Origin of the sequence: Streptomyces sp. ME02-8801-2C, from assembly GCF_033793965.1 — a bacterium.
GTDB lineage: Bacteria > Actinomycetota > Actinomycetes > Streptomycetales > Streptomycetaceae > Streptomyces.
Map to the genome: position 1 here is coordinate 270850 of NZ_JARAXP010000001.1, position 17711 is coordinate 288560.

Consider the following 17711-nt stretch of genomic DNA (forward strand, 5'->3'; position numbering starts at 1 on the left):
GGATGATCGAAACGCCGTCCCTCGTGGACCAGTACTGCCACGGCGTACTGCGCACCGAGCTGGGCCTGGGCACCTTCGAGGCCCAGCTCGCGCGTACCGAGGGGCCGCCCGCCACCGGGACCACCCTCTTCGACACCCAGACCGGGTTCGCCGTACGCCGCTGGTGTCCGCCGCTGCTCGGCCTGGAACCGCACGCTTCCCCCGCCCGTTATCTCGCCCGGCGCCGTGAACTCGGCGTACTGGAATCGGGCAGGAGACTGCTGCGGGGCAGCGGAATCACGACATATCTGGTCGACGCCGGGCTGCCCGGCGACCTCACCGGGCCCGCCGAGATGGCCTCCGCCTCAGCCGCGGACGCGCATGAGATCGTCCGGCTCGAACTGCTTGCCGAACAGGTCGCCGACACCTCCGGCAGCGTCGAGTCCTTCCTCGCCAATCTCGCCGAGTCGGTGCACGGCGCCGCGACGAACGCCGTCGCCTTCACCTCCGTGGCGGGTCTGCGGCACGGGTTGGCGCTCGCGCCCGATCCGCCGGGGCCGGGTGAGGTGCGGGGCGCGGCGGCCCGCTGGCTGGCCGGACGCCGGGTCGGCGGTCCGCTGACCGACCCCGTGCTGCTGCGCCATCTGCTGTGGATCGCGGTCGCCTCGGGCCTGCCGCTCCAACTGCACGCCGGGCTCGGCGAACCGGGCTTACGCATCGACCGTACCGACCCGGTGCTGCTCACGGACTTCGTCCGTGCCACCGCCGGGCTCGGCACCGACCTGGTGCTGCTGCACGGCTACCCGTACCACCGGCACGCGGCGCATCTCGCCGGTGTCTTCCCGCATGTGTACGCCGACCTGGGCGCGGCCCTCGTGCGGACCGGCGCCCGGGCCGCCGCCGTTCTCGCCGAGATCCTCGAACTCGCCCCCTTCGGCAAGATCCTCTTCTCCAGCGGGGCCCACGGGCTGCCCGAACTGCATGTGGTGGGCGCCCGTCTCTTCCGCGAGGCCCTCGGACGGGTGCTCGGCGGCTGGGTCGCCGAGGGCGCGTGGTCGCTGGGGGACGCGCAACGGGTGGCGGGACTGATCGCGGCGGGCAACGCGCGGCGCGTGTACGGACTGGGGTGAGGTGTGAAGACTCGTGGCATGACCACACTCGCGACTCGAACGGACGCCCTGACCGACGCCTTACTCGACCGCTTCCTGGGCGAGCTGCCGGCGCTCGCCCCGGTCGCCGTCTGGGCGCATGGCTCGCTGGCCGGCGGCGACTACCAGGAGGGCCGCAGCGACCTCGACCTGATCGCTGTCCTGGACGGGCCGATCGGGCTGGGCACCGTCTGGAAGGTGGCCGAGCTGCACGCCCGTCTGCGCACCGACCCGCTCGCGCCACTGCTGCACTGCACCTACCTGACCGACGAGACGACGGCCGACCCGGAGCGACGGCACCTCACCTGGGCGCAAAGCCGCCTGTTCCGGCGGACCGTCACCCCGGTGACCCGTCGCGAGCTGCACACCTTCGGACGGGTGCTGTACGGGAAGGCGCCCGGGGAGTTGCTTGCGCCGGTGCCGGACCGCCAGCTCGCCGACTTCGTCGTACGCGACCAGCGGGACTTCTGGCGGCCCGCCGTGGACAAGCCCCGGCTCTGGACGCAGGACGTCTGGGTCGACCTGGCGCTGGTCACCCTGGCCCGGGCGACCGTGACGCTGAGGGAGGGCACCCTGATCTCGAAACGGGAGGCACTGGAGCTGCTGCCGGGGCTGGGGGCGCCCGTGGAGGTCGTCGAGGACATCGCACGCAGGCGGTACGGGCAGGAGGGCGGGGGGCCGGTCGCGGCCGGGTGGCGTGAGCGGCGCGGAGAGCTGACGCGGGACTACCTGGGGCAGGCGATCGACCGTCTGGTGACCTCGTACGCCTGACTACGCGCGCGTGCCGACCGTCGCCCCGGTCGCCGGGCCGGGTACCTCGGCCGGGGCGGCCGTTTCGAGGCGCTCGCGCAGGGCGAGCAGGACGCGCAGGACGGCGATCCACACCAGTGCCGAGCCGAGCATGTGCAGGCCGACCAGGACCTCGGGAAGGTTCGTGAAGTATTGGACATATCCGATAATCCCCTGGGCTAGCAGGATCAAAAACAGGTCCCGCGTGCGGTCCAGCGGGCCCTTGGGAGCGTCGACCGCCTTCAGGACGAACCATAGGGCGAACGTCAGTGTCACCACGATCCAGGCGAGCACCGCGTGCAGCTTGCTGACGTTCTCCCAGTTCAGCGGCATGCGCTCGATCTCGCTCGAGTCACCCGCGTGCGGGCCCGACCCGGTCACCACCGTGCCGACCGCGATCAGCAGCACCGAGGCGACCACCAGGAACCACACCAGCTGCTGCACGGCCTTCCCGACCAGCGGGCGCGGCGCCTCGTCGCCCTCGTGCGTGCGCTGCCACATCACCGCGGCGACCGCGATCAGGGCGGACGAGAGCAGGAAGTGGGCCGCGACCGTGTACGGGTTGAGGCCGACCAGGACGACGACGCCGCCCAGGACCGCGTTGCTCATGACGACCCAGAACTGGGCCCAGCCGAGCCGGGTCAGACTGCGGCGGTACGGCTTCTCCGCGCGGGCGGCGATGATCGCCCAGCCGACCGCCGCGCACAGCACATACGTCAGCATGCGGTTGGTGAACTCGATGACGCCGTGCACGCCCATCGCGCTCGTCGTCGTCAGCGAGTCGTCGGTGCACTTCGGCCAGGTCGGGCAGCCTAGGCCCGAGCCGGTCAGTCGTACGGCACCGCCGGTGACCACGATGACCACCGACATGACGAGCGCGGCGAGCGCCGCGCGCCGCACGGTCCGGGGGGTCGGCGTCCAGCGGGCGGCGATGAAGGCGAGCGGGTTCCGCAGGGCGGACACGGCCTCGGCGGGGGTCATCTTTGGCACGCGTCCCATCGTAGGCGGCTGCTTGTGCACGCTTTCACGAGGGTCCCTCGGCCGCCCTCGGATGCTCCCGGCTCACTCCCAGCGGAAGAACCGGCCGGCCGCGGCCAGCCCCACGACCGCCCACCCGGCGAGGATCCCCACGTCGCCCCACGGCATTCCGGCGCCGTGTTGCAACACGTCGCGCAGACCGTCCGACAGGGCCGAGATCGGCAGCAGGGCCAGCACGTCCTGCACGCCGGACGGGAACTTGTCCAGGGGGACGATCACCCCGCCGCCCACCAGGAGCAGCAGGAAGACGAGGTTCGCGGCGGCCAGGGTGGCCTCCGCCTTCAGGGTGCCCGCCATCAGCAGGCCGAGGCCCGAGAAGGCGGCTGTGCCGAGGAGGAGCAGGAGGAGTACGGCGAAGGGGTTGCCGTGCGGCGACCAGCCGAGCGCGAAGGCGATCACCGTCAGCAGGGCGACCTGGAGGACCTCGGTGACCAGCACGGACGCCGTCTTCGCCGTCATCAGGCCCCAGCGGGGGAGCGGGGAGGACGCGAGCCTCTTCAGGACGCTGTAGCGGCGCTCGAAGCCCGTGGCGATGGCCTGGCCGGTGAAGGCCGTGGACATGACCGCGAGCGCGAGGATGCCCGGGGCGAGGAAGTCGACGGCCTTGCCGGCGCCCGTGTCGACGATGTCCACCGAGCCGAAGAGCAACAGGAGGAGGGTGGGGATGATCACCGTCAGGAGCAACTGCTCGCCGTTGCGCAGCAGCATCCTGGTCTCCAGGGCCGCCTGGGCGCCGATCATGCGGGGGAGCGGGGCGGCGCCGGGCCGCGGGGTGTAGGTCCCCGGGGCGGTCGGAGTGGTGGTCACGAACGCAGCTCCTTGCCGGTCAGCTCCAAAAAGACGTCTTCCAGGGTGTGCCGTTCCACCGAGATCCGGTCCGGCATCACCCCGTGCTGGGCGCACCAGGACGTCACCGTCGCGAGGAGCTGGGGGTTGACCTTGCCGCCGACGCGGTAGGCGCCCGGGGTCAGCTCGACGGCCGTGCAGTCGGCCGGGAGGGCCTTCAGCAGGGAGCTGACGTCCAGACCCGGCCGGCCCAGGAAGCGCAGGGTGTTCTCGGCGCCGCCTCGGCACAGCTGTTCCGGGGTGCCCTGGGCGATGACCTTGCCGGCGTCGATGATCGCGACGTCGTCGGCGAGCTGCTCGGCCTCGTCCATGTGATGGGTGGTGAGGATGACGGAGACGCCGTCGGCGCGCAGGTCCCGTACGAGATCCCAGGTGGCGCGGCGGGCCTGGGGGTCGAGGCCGGCGGTCGGTTCGTCGAGGAAGACCAGTTCGGGGCGGCCGACGACGGCCATCGCGAGCGCCAGGCGCTGCTGCTGGCCGCCGGAGAGGCGACGGTAGGTGGTCCGGCCGCAGCTGCCGAGGCCGAGGCGTTCGACGAGCGCGTCCACGTCCAGCGGGTGCGCGTGCAGCTTGGCCACATGGCGGAGCATCTCGTCGGCTCGGGCGCCCGAATAGACGCCGCCGGACTGGAGCATCACGCCGACCCGTGGACGCAGGGCGGCGGCTTCGCGGACCGGGTCGAGGCCCAGGACGCGGACCGTGCCGGAGTCCGGTCTGCGGTATCCCTCGCAGGTCTCGACGGTGGTCGTCTTGCCCGCGCCGTTCGGGCCGAGGACGGCGGTGATGCCCGCCTGGGCCACCAGGTCGAGGCCGTTCACGGCGGTCTTCGTGCCGTACCGCTTCACCAGGGCCTGGACCTGGACCACGGGCTCGCTTCGCATGGGTCCAGAGTCTAGGTACGCGAGGAGTCGCCGAGGTGCGCGGGGGCCGGATCCGGCCTCGGTGCGCGACGGACCACGGGCCCGCTCCCTTGCTGCTCAGGGCGGTCCACTGATCGATCAAAGATCGTTTTCGCAGGTCAAGTTAGGTGAGCCTAAGTGATGCAGGGCACCGTCGAGGAGGCGGGGCGCGGCTTGCCGCGCTCTGAGGAATTACGCAACAATGGTGTTGTGAAAAACGTCGGCGAGGATCGGGAGGCCCCCCTGGGTGCCCCCCACGAGGAGTTCGCGACCGGGGAGCGCTCGACGCGCAACCGGGTCGCGCGGTCCATCCTGGACCACGGTCCCTCGACCGTCGCCGAGCTCGCCGGGCGTCTCGGACTGACCCATGCGGCCGTACGGCGTCACCTTGACGCGCTGGTCGCCGACGACGTCGTACAACCGCGCGAGCAGCGGGTCTACGGGGCCCGCACTCGTGGCCGACCCGCCAAGGCCTTCGCGCTCACCGACTGCGGACGCGACGCGTTCGACCAGTCGTACGACAAGCTCGCCATGGACGCCCTGCGCTGGATCGCCGAGCGCGGGGGCGGCGACGAGGCGGTCCTCGCCTTCGCGCGCGCCCGACTTGCCGAGCAGGCCGCGAACTACCGCGAGGCCGTCGACGCCGCGGGCCCCGAGGAACGCGCCGAAGCCCTGGCCAAGGCCTTGAGCGCGGACGGGTACGCTGCTACGGCGCGCAGCGCACCGGTCGGAGAGCAGCTCTGCCAGCACCACTGCCCGGTGGTCCATGTCGCGGAAAAGTTCCCGCAGCTCTGCGAGGCGGAGACCGAGATCTTCTCCCAGCTGCTGGGAACGCATGTCCAGCGGCTCGCGACCATCGCCCACGGCGACGGTGTGTGCACCACGTTCATCCCAGAGATCTCCACGTTCGATCACTCTGGTCACCACGCATCTGCAAGTACCGCAAGCACCGCCGGGAGGAACCCAGAATGACGCTCCCCATCGAGGAGACCGCCCACCCCGAGCTCGAGGGCCTGGGCAAGTACGAATACGGCTGGGCCGACTCCGACGTGGCCGGTGCCTCCGCCAAGCGCGGCATCAACGAGGGCGTCGTCCGGGACATCTCGGCGAAGAAGTCCGAGCCGGAGTGGATGACCAAGCTGCGCCTCAAGGGCCTGCGCCTCTTCGACAAGAAGCCCATGCCGAACTGGGGCTCCGACCTGTCGGGCATCGACTTCGACAACATCAAGTACTTCGTGCGCTCCACGGAGAAGCAGGCGGAGTCCTGGGAGGACCTGCCCGAGGACATCAAGAACACGTACGACAAGCTCGGCATCCCGGAGGCGGAGAAGCAGCGCCTGGTCGCCGGTGTCGCCGCGCAGTACGAGTCGGAGGTCGTCTACCACCAGATCCGTGAGGACCTGGAGGAGCAGGGCGTCATCTTCCTCGACACCGACACCGCGCTCAAGGAGCACCCGGAGCTCTTCAAGGAGTACTTCGGCACGGTCATCCCGGTCGGCGACAACAAGTTCGCGTCGCTGAACACCGCGGTGTGGTCCGGCGGCTCCTTCATCTACGTGCCCAAGGGCGTGCAGGTCGAGATCCCGCTCCAGGCCTACTTCCGTATCAACACGGAGAACATGGGCCAGTTCGAGCGGACCCTGATCATCGTCGACGAGGGTGCCTACGTGCACTACGTCGAGGGCTGTACGGCGCCGATCTACAAGTCGGACTCGCTGCACAGCGCGGTCGTCGAGATCATCGTCAAGAAGAACGCCCGCTGCCGCTACACGACCATCCAGAACTGGTCGAACAACGTCTACAACCTGGTCACCAAGCGCGCCGTGGCGTACGAGGGCGCGACCATGGAGTGGATCGACGGCAACATCGGCTCCAAGGTGACGATGAAGTACCCGGCCGTCTACCTGATGGGCGAGCACGCCAAGGGCGAGACCCTGTCGATCGCCTTCGCGGGCGAGGGGCAGCACCAGGACGCCGGTTCCAAGATGGTCCACATGGCGCCCAACACCTCCTCGAACATCGTGTCGAAGTCGGTGGCGCGGGGTGGCGGCCGTACGTCCTACCGCGGTCTCGTCGAGATCGGCGAGGGCGCCCACGGCTCCAAGTCCAACGTGCTGTGCGACGCGCTGCTGGTGGACACCATCTCCCGCTCCGACACGTACCCGTACGTCGACGTCCGTGAGGACGACGTGTCCATGGGCCACGAGGCGACCGTCTCCAAGGTCTCCGACGACCAGCTCTTCTACCTGATGAGCCGCGGTCTGTCCGAGTTCGAGGCGATGGCGATGATCGTGCGCGGCTTCGTCGAGCCGATCGCCAAGGAACTGCCCATGGAGTACGCGCTGGAACTCAACCGGCTGATCGAGCTCCAGATGGAGGGCGCTGTCGGCTGACCCGCCGACCGACGTCCCCGTCAAGCCACTTACGCAGGAACATTCGCAGGGAAGAGAGCAGACCGACAGCCATGGCTGAGGCTCAGAACATTCCGGTGGGGTCCACCACCGCCGGCTCGATCGCGGTGGCCGCTGCCGCCGAGTCGACCGTCGCGACGCGCATGAGCGCGCCGCCGTCCTTCGACGTGGCGGACTTCGCCGTCCCCTACGGCCGCGAGGAGGAGTGGCGGTTCACCCCGCTGGAGCGCCTGCGCGGGCTGCACGACGGCTCCGCCGTCGCCACCGGCACCGGTGTGAAGGTGGACGTCCAGGCACCCGAGGGCGTCACCGTCGAGGCCGTCGGCCGTGACGACGCGCGCCTCGGGCGGGCCGGTACCCCCGTGGACCGCGTCGCCGCCCAGGCGTACAGCGCCTTCGAGGTGGCCGGTGTGATCACCGTCCCCAAGGAGACGGTCCTCGCCGAGCCGATCCGCGTCGCCGTGCACGGCGAGGGCGGTGTTGCCTACGGCCACCAGGTCATCGAGCTGGGTGCCTTCGCCGAGGCCGTCGTCGTCATCGACCACACCGGTGACGCCGTGCTCGCCGCCAACGTCGAGTACGTCCTCGGGGACGGCGCCAAGCTCACCGTCGTCTCCGTCCAGGACTGGGACGACCAGGCCGTCCACGTCGCCCAGCACAACGCGCTGGTCGGCCGTGACGCCACCTTCAAGTCCTTCGTCGTCACCTTCGGCGGCGACCTCGTCCGCCTGCACCCGCGGGTCGCCTACGCCGGCACCGGTGGCGAGGCCGAGCTGTTCGGGCTGTACTTCACGGACGCCGGCCAGCACCAGGAGCACCGCCTCCTCGTCGACCACAACACCCCGCACTGCAAGTCGAACGTCGTCTACAAGGGCGCGCTCCAGGGCGAGGGCGCCCACGCCGTCTGGATCGGTGACGTGCTCATCGAGGCCAAGGCCGAGGGCACCGACACGTACGAGATGAACCGCAACCTGGTTCTCACGGACGGCGCCCGCGTGGACTCCGTTCCGAACCTCGAGATCGAGACCGGTGAGATCGTCGGCGCCGGGCACGCCAGTGCCACCGGACGGTTCGACGACGAGCAGCTCTTCTATCTGATGGCCCGCGGCATCCCGGCCGGCGAGGCCCGCCGACTGGTCGTCCGCGGCTTCTTCGCCGAACTGGTCCAGCAGATCGGCGTCGAGGACATCCAGCAGCGCCTCCTCACGAAGATCGACGAGGAGCTGGAGGCGTCCGTCTGATGGCTGCCTCTCCGACGTTCGTACGCGCCTGCGGGCTGAGCGAGCTGGACGAGGACACCCCCAAGCGGGTGGAACTCGACGGCACGCCGGTCTCGGTCGTCCGCACCGAGGGCGAGGTGTTCGCGATCCACGACATCTGCTCGCACGCGAACGTCTCGCTCTCCGAGGGCGAGGTGGAGGACTGTCAGATCGAGTGCTGGCTGCACGGCTCCAGCTTCGACCTCCGCACCGGCAAGCCGTCCGGCCTTCCCGCGACGCGCCCCGTCCCCGTATACCCCGTAAAGATCGAAGGGGACGATGTGCTCGTCTCCCTCACCCAGGAGTCCTGAGGCACCCATGGCAACGCTTGAAATCCGAGACCTGCACGTCACCGTCGAGGCCGACAACGCCACGAAGGAGATCCTCAAGGGTGTCGACCTGACCGTGAAGCAGGGCGAGACGCACGCCATCATGGGCCCCAACGGCTCCGGCAAGTCGACCCTCGCCTACTCGCTCGCGGGTCACCCGAAGTACACGATCACCGGCGGCACCGTGCTGCTCGACGGCGAGGACGTCCTGGAGATGTCCGTCGACGAGCGTGCCCGCGCGGGCCTGTTCCTGGCGATGCAGTACCCGGTCGAGGTCCCCGGCGTCTCGGTCTCCAACTTCCTCCGTACGTCCGCCACCGCCATCCGCGGTGAGGCGCCCAAGCTGCGCACCTGGGTCAAGGAGGTCAAGGAGGCCATGCAGCGCCTCAACATGGACCCCTCCTTCGCCGAGCGCAACGTCAACGAGGGCTTCTCCGGCGGTGAGAAGAAGCGCCACGAGATCCTCCAGCTGGAGCTGCTCAAGCCGAAGGTCGCGATCCTCGACGAGACGGACTCCGGTCTGGACGTCGACGCCCTGCGCATCGTCTCCGAGGGCGTCAACCGCGTCCGCGAGACCGGTGAGGTCGGCACGCTGCTGATCACGCACTACACGCGCATCCTGCGCTACATCAAGCCCGACCACGTCCATGTGTTCGCGGACGGCCGTATCGCCGAGTCCGGCGGCCCGGAGCTCGCCGACAAGCTGGAGAACGAGGGGTACGAGGCATACACGAAGGGTGGCGCATCCGAGTGACACAGCTGCCGGGCCTCCTCGACACCGAGGCGATCCGTAAGGACTTCCCGATCCTCGACCGGGTGCTCCACGACGACAAGAAGCTCGTGTACCTGGACAACGCGGCGACCTCCCAGACGCCCCGCCAGGTGATCGACACCCTCTCCGAGTACTACGAGCAGCACAACGCCAACGTGCACCGTGGCATCCATGTGCTCGCCGAGGAGGCCACGGCGCTGTACGAGGGCGCGCGCGACAAGGTCGCCGCGTTCATCAACGCGCCCAGTCGCGACGAGGTGATCTTCACCAAGAACGCCTCCGAGTCGCTCAACCTCGTGGCCAACATGCTGGGCTGGGCCGACGAGCCCTACCGGGTCGACCACGAGACCGAGATCGTCATCACGGAGATGGAGCACCACTCCAACATCGTGCCGTGGCAGCTGCTCGCGCAGCGCACGGGCGCGAAGCTGAAGTGGTTCGGCCTGACCGACGACGGCCGGCTCGACCTGTCGAACATAGACGAGGTCATCACCGAGAAGACGAAGATCGTCTCCTTCGTGCTGGTGTCCAACATCCTGGGCACGGTCAACCCGGTCGACAAGATCGTGCGCCGCGCGCAGGAGGTCGGGGCCCTGGTCCTGATCGACGCCTCGCAGGCCGCCCCGCACATGCCGTTGGACGTGCAGGCCCTGCAGGCCGACTTCGTGGCCTTCACCGGCCACAAGATGTGCGGTCCGACGGGCATCGGCGTGCTCTGGGGCCGCCAGGAGCTCCTTGAGGACCTCCCGCCGTTCCTGGGCGGTGGCGAGATGATCGAGACCGTGTCGATGCACTCGTCGACGTACGCTCCCGCCCCGCACAAGTTCGAGGCGGGCACTCCGCCGATCGCGCAGGCGGTCGGCCTCGGTGCGGCGATCGACTATCTGTCGGCCATCGGCATGGACAAGATCCTCGCCCATGAGCACGCCCTCACCGAGTACGCGGTGAAGCGGCTCGGCGAGGTCCCCGACCTGCGGATCATCGGCCCGACGACGGCCGAGGACCGGGGCGCGGCGATCTCCTTCACGCTCGGCGACATCCACCCGCACGACGTGGGCCAGGTCCTCGACGAGCAGGGCATCGCCGTCCGGGTCGGCCACCACTGCGCCCGCCCGGTCTGCCTGCGCTACGGAATTCCTGCGACCACGCGAGCGTCGTTCTATCTGTACTCCACGCCGGCCGAGATCGATGCTCTGGTCGACGGCCTGGAGCACGTACGGAACTTCTTCGGCTGAGGAGATTGGCGAGCGATCGCATGAAGCTTGATTCGATGTACCAGGAAGTCATCCTGGATCACTACAAGCACCCGCACGGGCGTGGTCTTCGGGATGGCGACGCCGAGGTGCACCACGTCAACCCGACATGCGGCGACGAGATCACCCTGCGTGTGAAGTACGACGGGACGACGATCTCCGATGTGTCGTACGAGGGCCAGGGCTGCTCGATCAGCCAGGCCTCGGCCTCGGTGCTGAACGAGCTCCTGGTCGGCAAGGAACTGTCCGAGGCGCAGCAGATCCAGGAGACCTTCCTGGTGCTGATGCAGTCCAAGGGCAAGGTCGAGCCGGACGACGCGATGGAGGAGGTGCTGGAGGACGCCGTCGCGTTCGCCGGTGTCTCCAAGTACCCGGCCCGGGTGAAGTGCGCGCTGCTGAGCTGGATGGCGTGGAAGGACGCGACGGCCCAGGCCCTGGGCTCGGACGCCGCCGAAAGGAAGACGGCATGAGCGAGACCATTGAGATGAAGCCGGCCTCGGAGGACGAGGTCCGCGAGGCGCTGTACGACGTCGTCGACCCCGAACTGGGTATCGACGTCGTCAACCTCGGCCTGATCTACGGCATCCACATCGACGACGCGAACATCGCGACGATCGACATGACCCTGACGTCGGCGGCCTGCCCGCTCACGGATGTCATCGAGGACCAGGCCAAGTCCGCCACGGACGGCATCGTCAACGAACTGCGCATCAACTGGGTGTGGATGCCGCCGTGGGGCCCGGACAAGATCACGGACGACGGACGGGACCAGCTTCGGGCGCTCGGATTCAACGTCTGAGATCCTTCTGGACTTCTCGCCTGCTTCTCCGCACGCGGTATGTGAAAGCGGCGGCACCCTGTCAGGGTGCCGCCGCTTCTGCGTTCGCTCAGGTCCGCTCAGGCCAGCGGGCTCACGATGCGGAAGGAGAAGTCCTGCCTGTTGGTCGTGTTGTAGCCCCACGGGTCCAGGCGCATCTGGAAGTCCTTCGTACGCAGCGCGTAGTTGGGGTAGTTCACCGACGAGAGCAGCACCGCGCCCCCGCCGCCCCCCGAGTACCCGGCGCAGAAGGTGGCGTCCTGCTGGAACAGCGAGGAACCGTCGTTGCGTTCGGCGCGCAGGACGAAGTTGCGGTGGCGCACGTACTTGTTGTCGTGCGTCTTGAACGAGTAGCAGGAACCGTTGGACAGCCCCGGGACCACGCTGAAGGTGGAATCCTCGCGGGATTCCGAACCGGCGACCGGGTCGACCTTCACCAGACCGCCTGACACGTGCCAGTAGCGGCCGGGGTAGTTGGCCGCCTCGACCGACCTGAGGGAGGAGCGGTCCGGCTGGGTGGGCGCGGCCGTGGACCTGCCCGGGGACGGGGCGGGGGCCGGCTTCGCCGGGGGGTTCTTGGCGGGCGCGGGGGAGGGGCCCTTGGCGCCCGGGGCGGGGGCGGCGGGGGCCGCAGGGGCTCCCGGGGTCGCGGGCGAGGACGCCGTCGGCGCGGTCGGAGTGCCAGGCTGAGCGGACCACAGGCCGCTCTTTCCGCTCGGGGCCTCGGTGCCGGACGGGCTCGGGGAGGCGAAGGTGAGGAGACCGGGGTACGTCGCGCCGGGCGTCGCGGCGGGGGCCTTCGCCGCGGGCGCCGCGTCCACGGCCTGCCGGTCGGTGACGACGATCGCGGTCACACAGGCGGCCACGACCGACAGGGCCAGGGTGCCCGCCATCCAGAGCCGCCGCGTCCCGGGCACATGCGAGGTGTCCGGGGCCCAGCCGTTCTCCCACGGTTGAGTTGGGATGAGCCGGGGCTTTTCTTCTGTCATGCGCTGTTCCTCCGGCGTCGCCTGTGGCGAACGTGTGAACGGGTTTGTTGAAACAGTAATGGACGCGAGGCTAGGTGACGGCCAGGGCTGTTGGAAGGGTTGTTTCCTCAATGAGACCGGGGGGCGGGGGAGTTGGTGGTGGGGTGCGCAATGAGGGTGGATTTGGGGTGGGGAGTGTGTACGAGTGTACGCATCTATGCGTACACTCGTACACATGGGATATCTGTTGCTGGTCGGAGCCATCGCCGCCGAAGTGGGCGCCACGACCGCCATGAAGTACAGCGACGGTTTCAGCAGGTTGTGGCCCTCTTTGCTGACCGGTCTGGGGTATGCCATCGCGTTCGTGCTGCTCGCACAGACACTGAAGACGGTGTCCGTCGGTACGGCGTACGCGATCTGGTCGGGGATCGGGACCGCGGCTGTCGCGACGATCGGTGCGGTGTTCCTCGGAGAGGGCATGGGTGTGGCCAAAATCGCAGGGATCGTGCTCATCATCGGCGGGGTCGTCGTCCTCAACATGGGCGGTGCGCACTGATGGCTCGGCGGTACGACCCCGAGCGGCGGCAGCGGATCATCGACGCGGCGATCCGGGTGGTGGGGGAGAAGGGGATCGCCGGGCTCAGCCATCGGTCGGTGGCGGCGGAGGCGGATGTGCCGCTGGGGTCCACGACGTATCACTTCCGCACGCTCGACGAACTCCTTGTCGCCGCGCTGAGGCAGGCGAACGAGGGGTTCGCGAAGGTCGTGGCCGCGCGGGGTGGGCTGCGGGACGGGCGGGGCGATCTGGCGGGGGAGCTTGCCGGGTTGCTGGGGGAGTGGCTGTCGGGGGACCGGGCGGGGGTCGAGCTGGAGTGCGAGTTGTATCTGGCGGCGCTTCGGCGGCCGGCGTTGCGGCCTGTTGCCGCCGAGTGGGCGGAGGGGGTCGCGGAGTTGCTGGGTGGGCGGACGGACGGGGTGACTGCGCGGGCGTTGGTGGCGGTGATGGACGGGATCTGTCTGCAGGTGCTGCTTACCGGGGGTGTGTACGACGAGGGGTTCGCCCGGGAGGTGTTCGGGAGGGTGTTGGGGGGCGCGGGGGGTTGTGGGTAGGGGGTCGGGCGAGTTGTCCGGTGTTCGAGGGGCGAGCGGTGTTGTTGCACAGGCCTGGTTTCCCACCCGCCCACCCGTCTCGGCATGTTTGCCAGTGACCGTTGAGGGGCGGTTGCCCGGTCCTTGAGATCCGCTCCGTACCGGTTCGCCCGGGTGGGGTTTCTCAAGTTAGGTTTTCTCCATGACCGACACGACTGCTCCCCGCACCACCGGCGCCGTGGCCGCCGGGCTTGCCACCGTCGCCGCCGACGGCACCGTACTCGACACCTGGTTCCCCGCCCCCGAGCTGTCCGTCGAGCCCGGCCCCGCCGGCACCGAGCGGCTGTCCGTCGAGCGGGCCGTCGAGACGCTCGGCGAGGGCGCGGCGAAAGCGGTCGGTCCGGACGCGCGCCGTGGCGTCGAGGTCGTCGCGGTCCGTACGGTCATCGCCTCCCTCGACGACAAGCCGCTCGACACGCACGACGTCTATCTGCGCCTCCACCTGCTCTCGCACCGGCTCGTCCAGCCGCACGGCCAGAGCCTGGACGGCATCTTCGCCCACCTCGCCAACGTCGCCTGGACCTCGCTCGGCCCGGTCGCCGTGGACGACGTCGAGAAGGTACGCCTCAACGCCCGCGCCGAGGGCCTTTACCTCCAGGTCACGTCCATCGACAAGTTCCCCCGCATGACCGACTACGTCGCCCCCAAGGGCGTCCGCATCGCCGACGCCGACCGGGTGCGCCTCGGTGCGCACCTCGCCGAGGGCACGACCGTCATGCACGAGGGCTTCGTCAACTTCAACGCGGGCACGCTCGGTACGTCGATGGTCGAGGGCCGTATCTCCGCGGGTGTCGTGGTCGGCGACGGTTCCGACATCGGCGGCGGCGCCTCCACCATGGGCACCCTGTCCGGCGGCGGCCAGGTCCGTATCACCATTGGCGAGCGCTGCCTGATCGGCGCCGAGGCCGGTGTCGGGATCGCGCTCGGCGACGAGTGCGTGGTCGAGGCCGGGCTGTACGTCACCGCCGGCACCCTCATCACCATGCCCGACGGACAGATCGTCAAGGCCCGTGAACTCTCAGGCGCCTCCAACATCCTCTTCCGCCGCAACTCCGTCACGGGCAAGGTCGAGGCCCGCCCGAACAACGCGGTCTGGGGCGGGCTGAACGAGGTACTGCACAGCCACAACTGACTCCCAAGATCACGTACGGGTTACTCCCCGTGACCTCGTCGGGCTTCAGGCAGATGAACTGGTGGACACAGGGTCCGATCAACTGCCGGAGCAGAAGCGGTAGAAGTACCGACGAGGGGTGGAGTACATGACGAACGGACGGTCGAGGACTGTGACGCGGGCGCGCTGGCTCACGGGAGCGGCTGTCACCGCGGCCGTGGTCTGCGGGGCTCCCGCGGGGACCGCGCACGCGGACGAGACCAACACCGGTTCGCACAACGGTCCCCGGGTCGGCCTGGTCAACATCGGCCAGGTCGACGATCCGATGGAGGACGTGCTGGAGCACTTCCTGCTGTTCGGCGACGGGTACCGCTGGGAGTGACTGTCGCCCTTCAGGGGCCGGGGCCCGACCGCTGCCGCAGGGCGCACGGTACGGGCCCCTTTCCGTGCGGCCGCGGTGGCCTACGTCAGGTCCCGCACATCCTCGTACGCAGCCACCAGGCCGTTCGTCGCCTCGCGGCCCGCCGATCGCAGCGGCGCCCGTACCGGACCCGAGGGCAGGCGCAGTGCGCCCAGCAGGGCCTTGGCCGTGACCGCGCCCGGCAGGCCCGAGGCCATCATCAACTCAGTGAGGGGAAACGCCCGTTGCTGTAGGCGTGCGGCCTCGGCTGTGCGGCTCGCGTCGAACGTGTCGATGATGGACCGGAAGTGACGGGGGATCACATTGGCGACCGTGCTGACGTATCCGGCGCCCCCCAGTGCGTACAGCGGCAGTACGTATTCGTCGCAGCCCGTGTAGATCGCCAAGTCGGTGCGGGACAACACCTTCTGAGTAGCCATCAGGTCGTACGCGCAGTCCTTCACGGCGACGATCCTCGGGTGGGTGGCGAGGCGGATCATTGTCTCCGGCTCGATGCGGACGCCGGTGCGGCCCGGGATGTCGTACAGCATGAGGGGCAGGGCGGAGGCGTCGGCCAACTCCCGGAAGTGGGCCTCGATCGCGTCCTGCGGGGGTCTGCTGTAGTAGGGCGTGACCGCCAACAGGCCGTCGGCGCCCGCCTTTTCCGCCGCCCGGGCCAGTTCCACGGAGTGCAGGGTGTCCGCGGTGCCGACGCCCGCCACGATCGACGCCCGCCCTTCGACCGCCTCCCGCACCGCCCGTACCAACGCGGACTTCTCCGTGTCCGTCGTGGTCGGGGACTCGCCCGTCGTACCGGAGAGGACGAGGCCGTCGCAGCCCTCGGTCACCAGTCGGTCGGCGAGGCGTTGCGCGCCGTCGAGGTCCAGGGCGCCCTCGGCGGTGAAGGGCGTGACCATCGCACACAGGGCGCGGCCGAAGGGGGGAGGGGGTGGCGTGGGTGGGGTTGTCATGCGAGCAGTCTCGGCAAGACCTTGGTGAAGCTCTACTTAATTCTTGTGCAGGGTATACGTAAGTAACACTTCGCGGTCTCCATTCTCCGAAGACTTTTCTCCCCTGGACAAAAAAATTGTTCGGTGGGACGGTGGAGCCATGCTGGACGTCACCGTGATCGAGGACCCGGCGGCAGCCGCCGTCTCGCTCGACCCCATACGGGGTCGACTGCTCGCCGAGTTGGCCGGCGGGCCCGCCTCCGCCGCCATGCTGGCCGGGAAGGTCGGACTGCCCCGGCAGAAGGTGAACTACCACCTCAAGGCGCTGGAGCGGCACGGTCTGGTAGAGCTGGCCGGAGAGCGGCGCAAGGGCAATGTCACCGAGCGGCTGATGCGGGCGACCGCCGCCTCGTACGTCATCTCGCCGCTCGCCCTCGCCGCCGTACAGCCCGATCCCGACCGCTTCCGGGACCAGCTCTCCGCGCGCTGGCTGCTGGCGGTCGGGGCGCGGCTGGTGCGGGACGTCGGCACGCTGATCACCGGCGCCACCCGGGCCCGCAAGCGGCTCGCCACCTACGCGCTCGACGGCGAGGTGCGGTTCGCCTCCGCCGGTGACCGTGCCGCGTTCATCGAGGAGCTGACGGCGGGTGTCAGCGCGCTGGTGCGCAAATACGACTCGCCCGACGCCGAGGGCGGGCGCGGTCATCGGATCGTCGTGGCCGTGCATCCGACCGTCAAACCCCAGGCCGAACGGCCGGCTTCAGGCCCGACAGGCACCGCGGAAGTCGCGGCTGCCGCAGACACTCAGGAGTGAGCACCATGTCCGAGGAAGCGTCCAGGGAATTCGAGATCGCTCGTGAGTTCGAGGTCGATGCGCGCCCGGAGGAGGTGTGGGAGGCGATCACCACGGGGACCGGCGGGTATCTGTGGCCGATGGAGCCGCCGGAGCCGAAGGCCGGCGGCAAAGGGCCCTTCGGGTCAACGGTCGTCGCCTGGGACCCGCCGCACCGCTACACCAACCGTGTCGAGGACGTCGAGGGAATCTCCGAACAGACCCTCAACCAGCTCGACTACACGATCGAGCCGCGGGACGAGGGCCGCCGGGCCTGGGTGCGTTATGTGCACAGCGGCATCTTCGTCGACGACTGGGACAACCAGTACGACGGGGCGGCCCGGCACACCGACTTCTATCTGCACACGCTGCGCGAGTACCTCACGCACTTCGCGCCCCGGCCGGCCGCCTTCGCGACTTTCGACGGGCCCGAGGAGTCCAAGGCCGCCGACGCGCTCGCCGTCGTGGGGCGGGCGCTCGGGGTCGGGGAGGACGTGGCCGTCGGCGCGCGGGTGACGGTGCGGGGGCCCGACGAGTTCGAGGCCGTGGTCGACTTCCGCAACCCGTACTTCATCGGGCTGCGCACGGACCGGGGCCTCACCCGCTTCTTCGGGCGCAACCACTGGGGATACCCGGTCGGCGTCTCCCTGCACGACTTCGCCCCCGACTCCGACATCAAGGAGTGCGAGGGCGAATGGCGGGGCTGGCTGAACGGGGTGTTCAACCAGCCCTGATCCAACGGGAGTTCAGGCGGGAGCGCC

At 69.4% G+C, this 17711-nt stretch carries 21 protein-coding genes; 16 read left to right on the forward strand and 5 right to left on the reverse strand.

Annotated features, from left to right (window positions below; all coding sequences use genetic code 11):
• Nucleotides 1-2: 2 nt before the first annotated feature.
• Both PV396_RS01230 and PV396_RS01235 read left to right on the forward strand, forming a co-directional pair.
• The gene (locus PV396_RS01230; protein WP_319199677.1) at nt 3-1109 is read left to right on the forward strand and encodes an amidohydrolase family protein; all 1107 of its coding nucleotides are present in this window, start codon (nt 3-5) and stop codon (nt 1107-1109) included.
• 18 nt (nt 1110-1127) lie between these two features.
• Nucleotides 1128-1898, forward strand: coding sequence for a nucleotidyltransferase domain-containing protein (locus tag PV396_RS01235; RefSeq protein WP_319199678.1), 771 nt, complete (start codon nt 1128-1130; stop codon nt 1896-1898).
• On the opposite strand, the gene PV396_RS01240 is transcribed toward PV396_RS01235, so the two are convergent.
• The 3 genes from PV396_RS01240 to PV396_RS01250 all read right to left on the reverse strand — a co-directional run bounded on the left by PV396_RS01240 (nt 1899) and on the right by PV396_RS01250 (nt 4681).
• Nucleotides 1899-2915 carry a COX15/CtaA family protein gene (locus tag PV396_RS01240; RefSeq protein WP_319199679.1) on the reverse strand — a complete coding sequence of 339 codons (1017 nt, stop codon included), beginning with the start codon at nt 2913-2915 and terminating at the stop codon, nt 1899-1901.
• 63 nt (nt 2916-2978) lie between these two features.
• Nucleotides 2979-3695, reverse strand: a complete 717-nt coding sequence (locus tag PV396_RS01245) for an ABC transporter permease (RefSeq protein WP_319200601.1) — start codon at nt 3693-3695, stop codon at nt 2979-2981.
• A gap of 62 nt (nt 3696-3757) precedes the next feature.
• Nucleotides 3758-4681: an ABC transporter ATP-binding protein gene (locus PV396_RS01250; protein WP_319199680.1), complete on the reverse strand. Its 924-nt coding sequence runs from the start codon at nt 4679-4681 to the stop codon at nt 3758-3760.
• 228 nt (nt 4682-4909) lie between these two features.
• Here PV396_RS01250 and PV396_RS01255 point away from each other — a divergent pair, with 228 nt between their 5' ends.
• The 8 genes from PV396_RS01255 (at nt 4910) to PV396_RS01290 (ending at nt 11522) form a co-directional block, all read left to right on the forward strand.
• Nucleotides 4910-5671: a metalloregulator ArsR/SmtB family transcription factor gene (locus PV396_RS01255; protein ID WP_319199681.1), complete on the forward strand. Its 762-nt coding sequence runs from the start codon at nt 4910-4912 to the stop codon at nt 5669-5671.
• Nucleotides 5668-7092, forward strand: coding sequence for a Fe-S cluster assembly protein SufB (gene sufB / locus PV396_RS01260; RefSeq protein WP_319199682.1), 1425 nt, complete (start codon nt 5668-5670; stop codon nt 7090-7092). The genes PV396_RS01255 and sufB overlap by 4 nt, the downstream gene beginning before the upstream one ends.
• Nucleotides 7093-7163: 71 nt before the next feature.
• A complete protein-coding gene (sufD, locus tag PV396_RS01265; protein ID WP_319199683.1) occupies nt 7164-8351 on the forward strand; it encodes a Fe-S cluster assembly protein SufD in 1188 nt (395 codons plus the stop codon).
• Entirely contained in the window at nt 8351-8680 is a 330-nt protein-coding gene (locus tag PV396_RS01270) for a non-heme iron oxygenase ferredoxin subunit (RefSeq protein ID WP_319199684.1), read from the forward strand. The genes sufD and PV396_RS01270 overlap by 1 nt, the downstream gene beginning before the upstream one ends.
• Nucleotides 8681-8687: 7 nt before the next feature.
• Nucleotides 8688-9452, forward strand: a complete 765-nt coding sequence (gene sufC / locus PV396_RS01275; protein WP_319199685.1) for a Fe-S cluster assembly ATPase SufC — start codon at nt 8688-8690, stop codon at nt 9450-9452.
• Entirely contained in the window at nt 9449-10705 is a 1257-nt protein-coding gene (locus PV396_RS01280) for a cysteine desulfurase (protein ID WP_319199686.1), read from the forward strand. The genes sufC and PV396_RS01280 overlap by 4 nt, the downstream gene beginning before the upstream one ends.
• A gap of 20 nt (nt 10706-10725) precedes the next feature.
• Complete coding sequence (gene sufU / locus PV396_RS01285) at nt 10726-11193, forward strand: Fe-S cluster assembly sulfur transfer protein SufU (RefSeq protein WP_319199687.1); 468 nt, start codon at nt 10726-10728, stop codon at nt 11191-11193.
• Nucleotides 11190-11522 carry a metal-sulfur cluster assembly factor gene (locus PV396_RS01290; RefSeq protein ID WP_053741509.1) on the forward strand — a complete coding sequence of 111 codons (333 nt, stop codon included), beginning with the start codon at nt 11190-11192 and terminating at the stop codon, nt 11520-11522. The genes sufU and PV396_RS01290 overlap by 4 nt, the downstream gene beginning before the upstream one ends.
• Nucleotides 11523-11620: 98 nt before the next feature.
• On the opposite strand, the gene PV396_RS01295 is transcribed toward PV396_RS01290, so the two are convergent.
• Entirely contained in the window at nt 11621-12529 is a 909-nt protein-coding gene (locus PV396_RS01295) for an AbfB domain-containing protein (RefSeq protein WP_319199688.1), read from the reverse strand.
• A gap of 214 nt (nt 12530-12743) precedes the next feature.
• Here PV396_RS01295 and PV396_RS01300 point away from each other — a divergent pair, with 214 nt between their 5' ends.
• The 4 genes from PV396_RS01300 to PV396_RS01315 all read left to right on the forward strand — a co-directional run bounded on the left by PV396_RS01300 (nt 12744) and on the right by PV396_RS01315 (nt 15150).
• Nucleotides 12744-13064: a multidrug efflux SMR transporter gene (locus PV396_RS01300; RefSeq protein ID WP_319199689.1), complete on the forward strand. Its 321-nt coding sequence runs from the start codon at nt 12744-12746 to the stop codon at nt 13062-13064.
• A complete protein-coding gene (locus tag PV396_RS01305) occupies nt 13064-13618 on the forward strand; it encodes a TetR/AcrR family transcriptional regulator (RefSeq protein ID WP_319199690.1) in 555 nt (184 codons plus the stop codon). The genes PV396_RS01300 and PV396_RS01305 overlap by 1 nt, the downstream gene beginning before the upstream one ends.
• A gap of 181 nt (nt 13619-13799) precedes the next feature.
• Nucleotides 13800-14789: a 2,3,4,5-tetrahydropyridine-2,6-dicarboxylate N-succinyltransferase gene (gene dapD / locus PV396_RS01310; protein ID WP_319199691.1), complete on the forward strand. Its 990-nt coding sequence runs from the start codon at nt 13800-13802 to the stop codon at nt 14787-14789.
• Nucleotides 14790-14916: 127 nt separating this feature from the next.
• Nucleotides 14917-15150, forward strand: a complete 234-nt coding sequence (locus PV396_RS01315; protein ID WP_319199692.1) for a hypothetical protein — start codon at nt 14917-14919, stop codon at nt 15148-15150.
• Nucleotides 15151-15230: 80 nt separating this feature from the next.
• Here the strand turns inward: PV396_RS01315 and dapA are convergent, their stop codons facing one another.
• Nucleotides 15231-16139 carry a 4-hydroxy-tetrahydrodipicolinate synthase gene (gene dapA / locus PV396_RS01320; protein WP_319199693.1) on the reverse strand — a complete coding sequence of 303 codons (909 nt, stop codon included), beginning with the start codon at nt 16137-16139 and terminating at the stop codon, nt 15231-15233.
• A gap of 139 nt (nt 16140-16278) precedes the next feature.
• On the opposite strand from dapA, the gene PV396_RS01325 reads away from it, so the two are divergent.
• Nucleotides 16279-16932 (forward strand): winged helix-turn-helix domain-containing protein, encoded by a 654-nt coding sequence (locus tag PV396_RS01325; RefSeq protein WP_319199694.1) that lies wholly within the window; start codon nt 16279-16281, stop codon nt 16930-16932.
• Between the two features lie 5 nt (nt 16933-16937).
• Nucleotides 16938-17684, forward strand: coding sequence for an SRPBCC domain-containing protein (locus PV396_RS01330; RefSeq protein WP_319199695.1), 747 nt, complete (start codon nt 16938-16940; stop codon nt 17682-17684).
• Nucleotides 17685-17711 lie beyond the last annotated feature (27 nt).

Bases quoted from the DNA above. Each gene is read 5' to 3' on its own strand.
- PV396_RS01235 (WP_319199678.1), top strand. From the start codon at position 1,128: ATGACCACACTCGCGACTCGAACGGACGCCCTGACCGACGCCTTACTC.
- sufB (WP_319199682.1), top strand. From the start codon at position 5,668: ATGACGCTCCCCATCGAGGAGACCGCCCACCCCGAGCTCGAGGGCCTG.
- PV396_RS01230 (WP_319199677.1), top strand. From the start codon at position 3: ATGATCGAAACGCCGTCCCTCGTGGACCAGTACTGCCACGGCGTACTG.
- dapA (WP_319199693.1), bottom strand. From the start codon at position 16,139: ATGACAACCCCACCCACGCCACCCCCTCCCCCCTTCGGCCGCGCCCTG.
- PV396_RS01300 (WP_319199689.1), top strand. From the start codon at position 12,744: ATGGGATATCTGTTGCTGGTCGGAGCCATCGCCGCCGAAGTGGGCGCC.
- sufU (WP_319199687.1), top strand. From the start codon at position 10,726: ATGAAGCTTGATTCGATGTACCAGGAAGTCATCCTGGATCACTACAAG.
- PV396_RS01245 (WP_319200601.1), bottom strand. From the start codon at position 3,695: ATGATCGGCGCCCAGGCGGCCCTGGAGACCAGGATGCTGCTGCGCAAC.
- dapD (WP_319199691.1), top strand. From the start codon at position 13,800: ATGACCGACACGACTGCTCCCCGCACCACCGGCGCCGTGGCCGCCGGG.
- PV396_RS01315 (WP_319199692.1), top strand. From the start codon at position 14,917: ATGACGAACGGACGGTCGAGGACTGTGACGCGGGCGCGCTGGCTCACG.
- PV396_RS01290 (WP_053741509.1), top strand. From the start codon at position 11,190: ATGAGCGAGACCATTGAGATGAAGCCGGCCTCGGAGGACGAGGTCCGC.
- sufD (WP_319199683.1), top strand. From the start codon at position 7,164: ATGGCTGAGGCTCAGAACATTCCGGTGGGGTCCACCACCGCCGGCTCG.
- PV396_RS01325 (WP_319199694.1), top strand. From the start codon at position 16,279: ATGCTGGACGTCACCGTGATCGAGGACCCGGCGGCAGCCGCCGTCTCG.
- PV396_RS01270 (WP_319199684.1), top strand. From the start codon at position 8,351: ATGGCTGCCTCTCCGACGTTCGTACGCGCCTGCGGGCTGAGCGAGCTG.
- PV396_RS01240 (WP_319199679.1), bottom strand. From the start codon at position 2,915: ATGGGACGCGTGCCAAAGATGACCCCCGCCGAGGCCGTGTCCGCCCTG.
- PV396_RS01305 (WP_319199690.1), top strand. From the start codon at position 13,064: ATGGCTCGGCGGTACGACCCCGAGCGGCGGCAGCGGATCATCGACGCG.
- PV396_RS01250 (WP_319199680.1), bottom strand. From the start codon at position 4,681: ATGCGAAGCGAGCCCGTGGTCCAGGTCCAGGCCCTGGTGAAGCGGTAC.
- sufC (WP_319199685.1), top strand. From the start codon at position 8,688: ATGGCAACGCTTGAAATCCGAGACCTGCACGTCACCGTCGAGGCCGAC.
- PV396_RS01330 (WP_319199695.1), top strand. From the start codon at position 16,938: ATGTCCGAGGAAGCGTCCAGGGAATTCGAGATCGCTCGTGAGTTCGAG.
- PV396_RS01295 (WP_319199688.1), bottom strand. From the start codon at position 12,529: ATGACAGAAGAAAAGCCCCGGCTCATCCCAACTCAACCGTGGGAGAAC.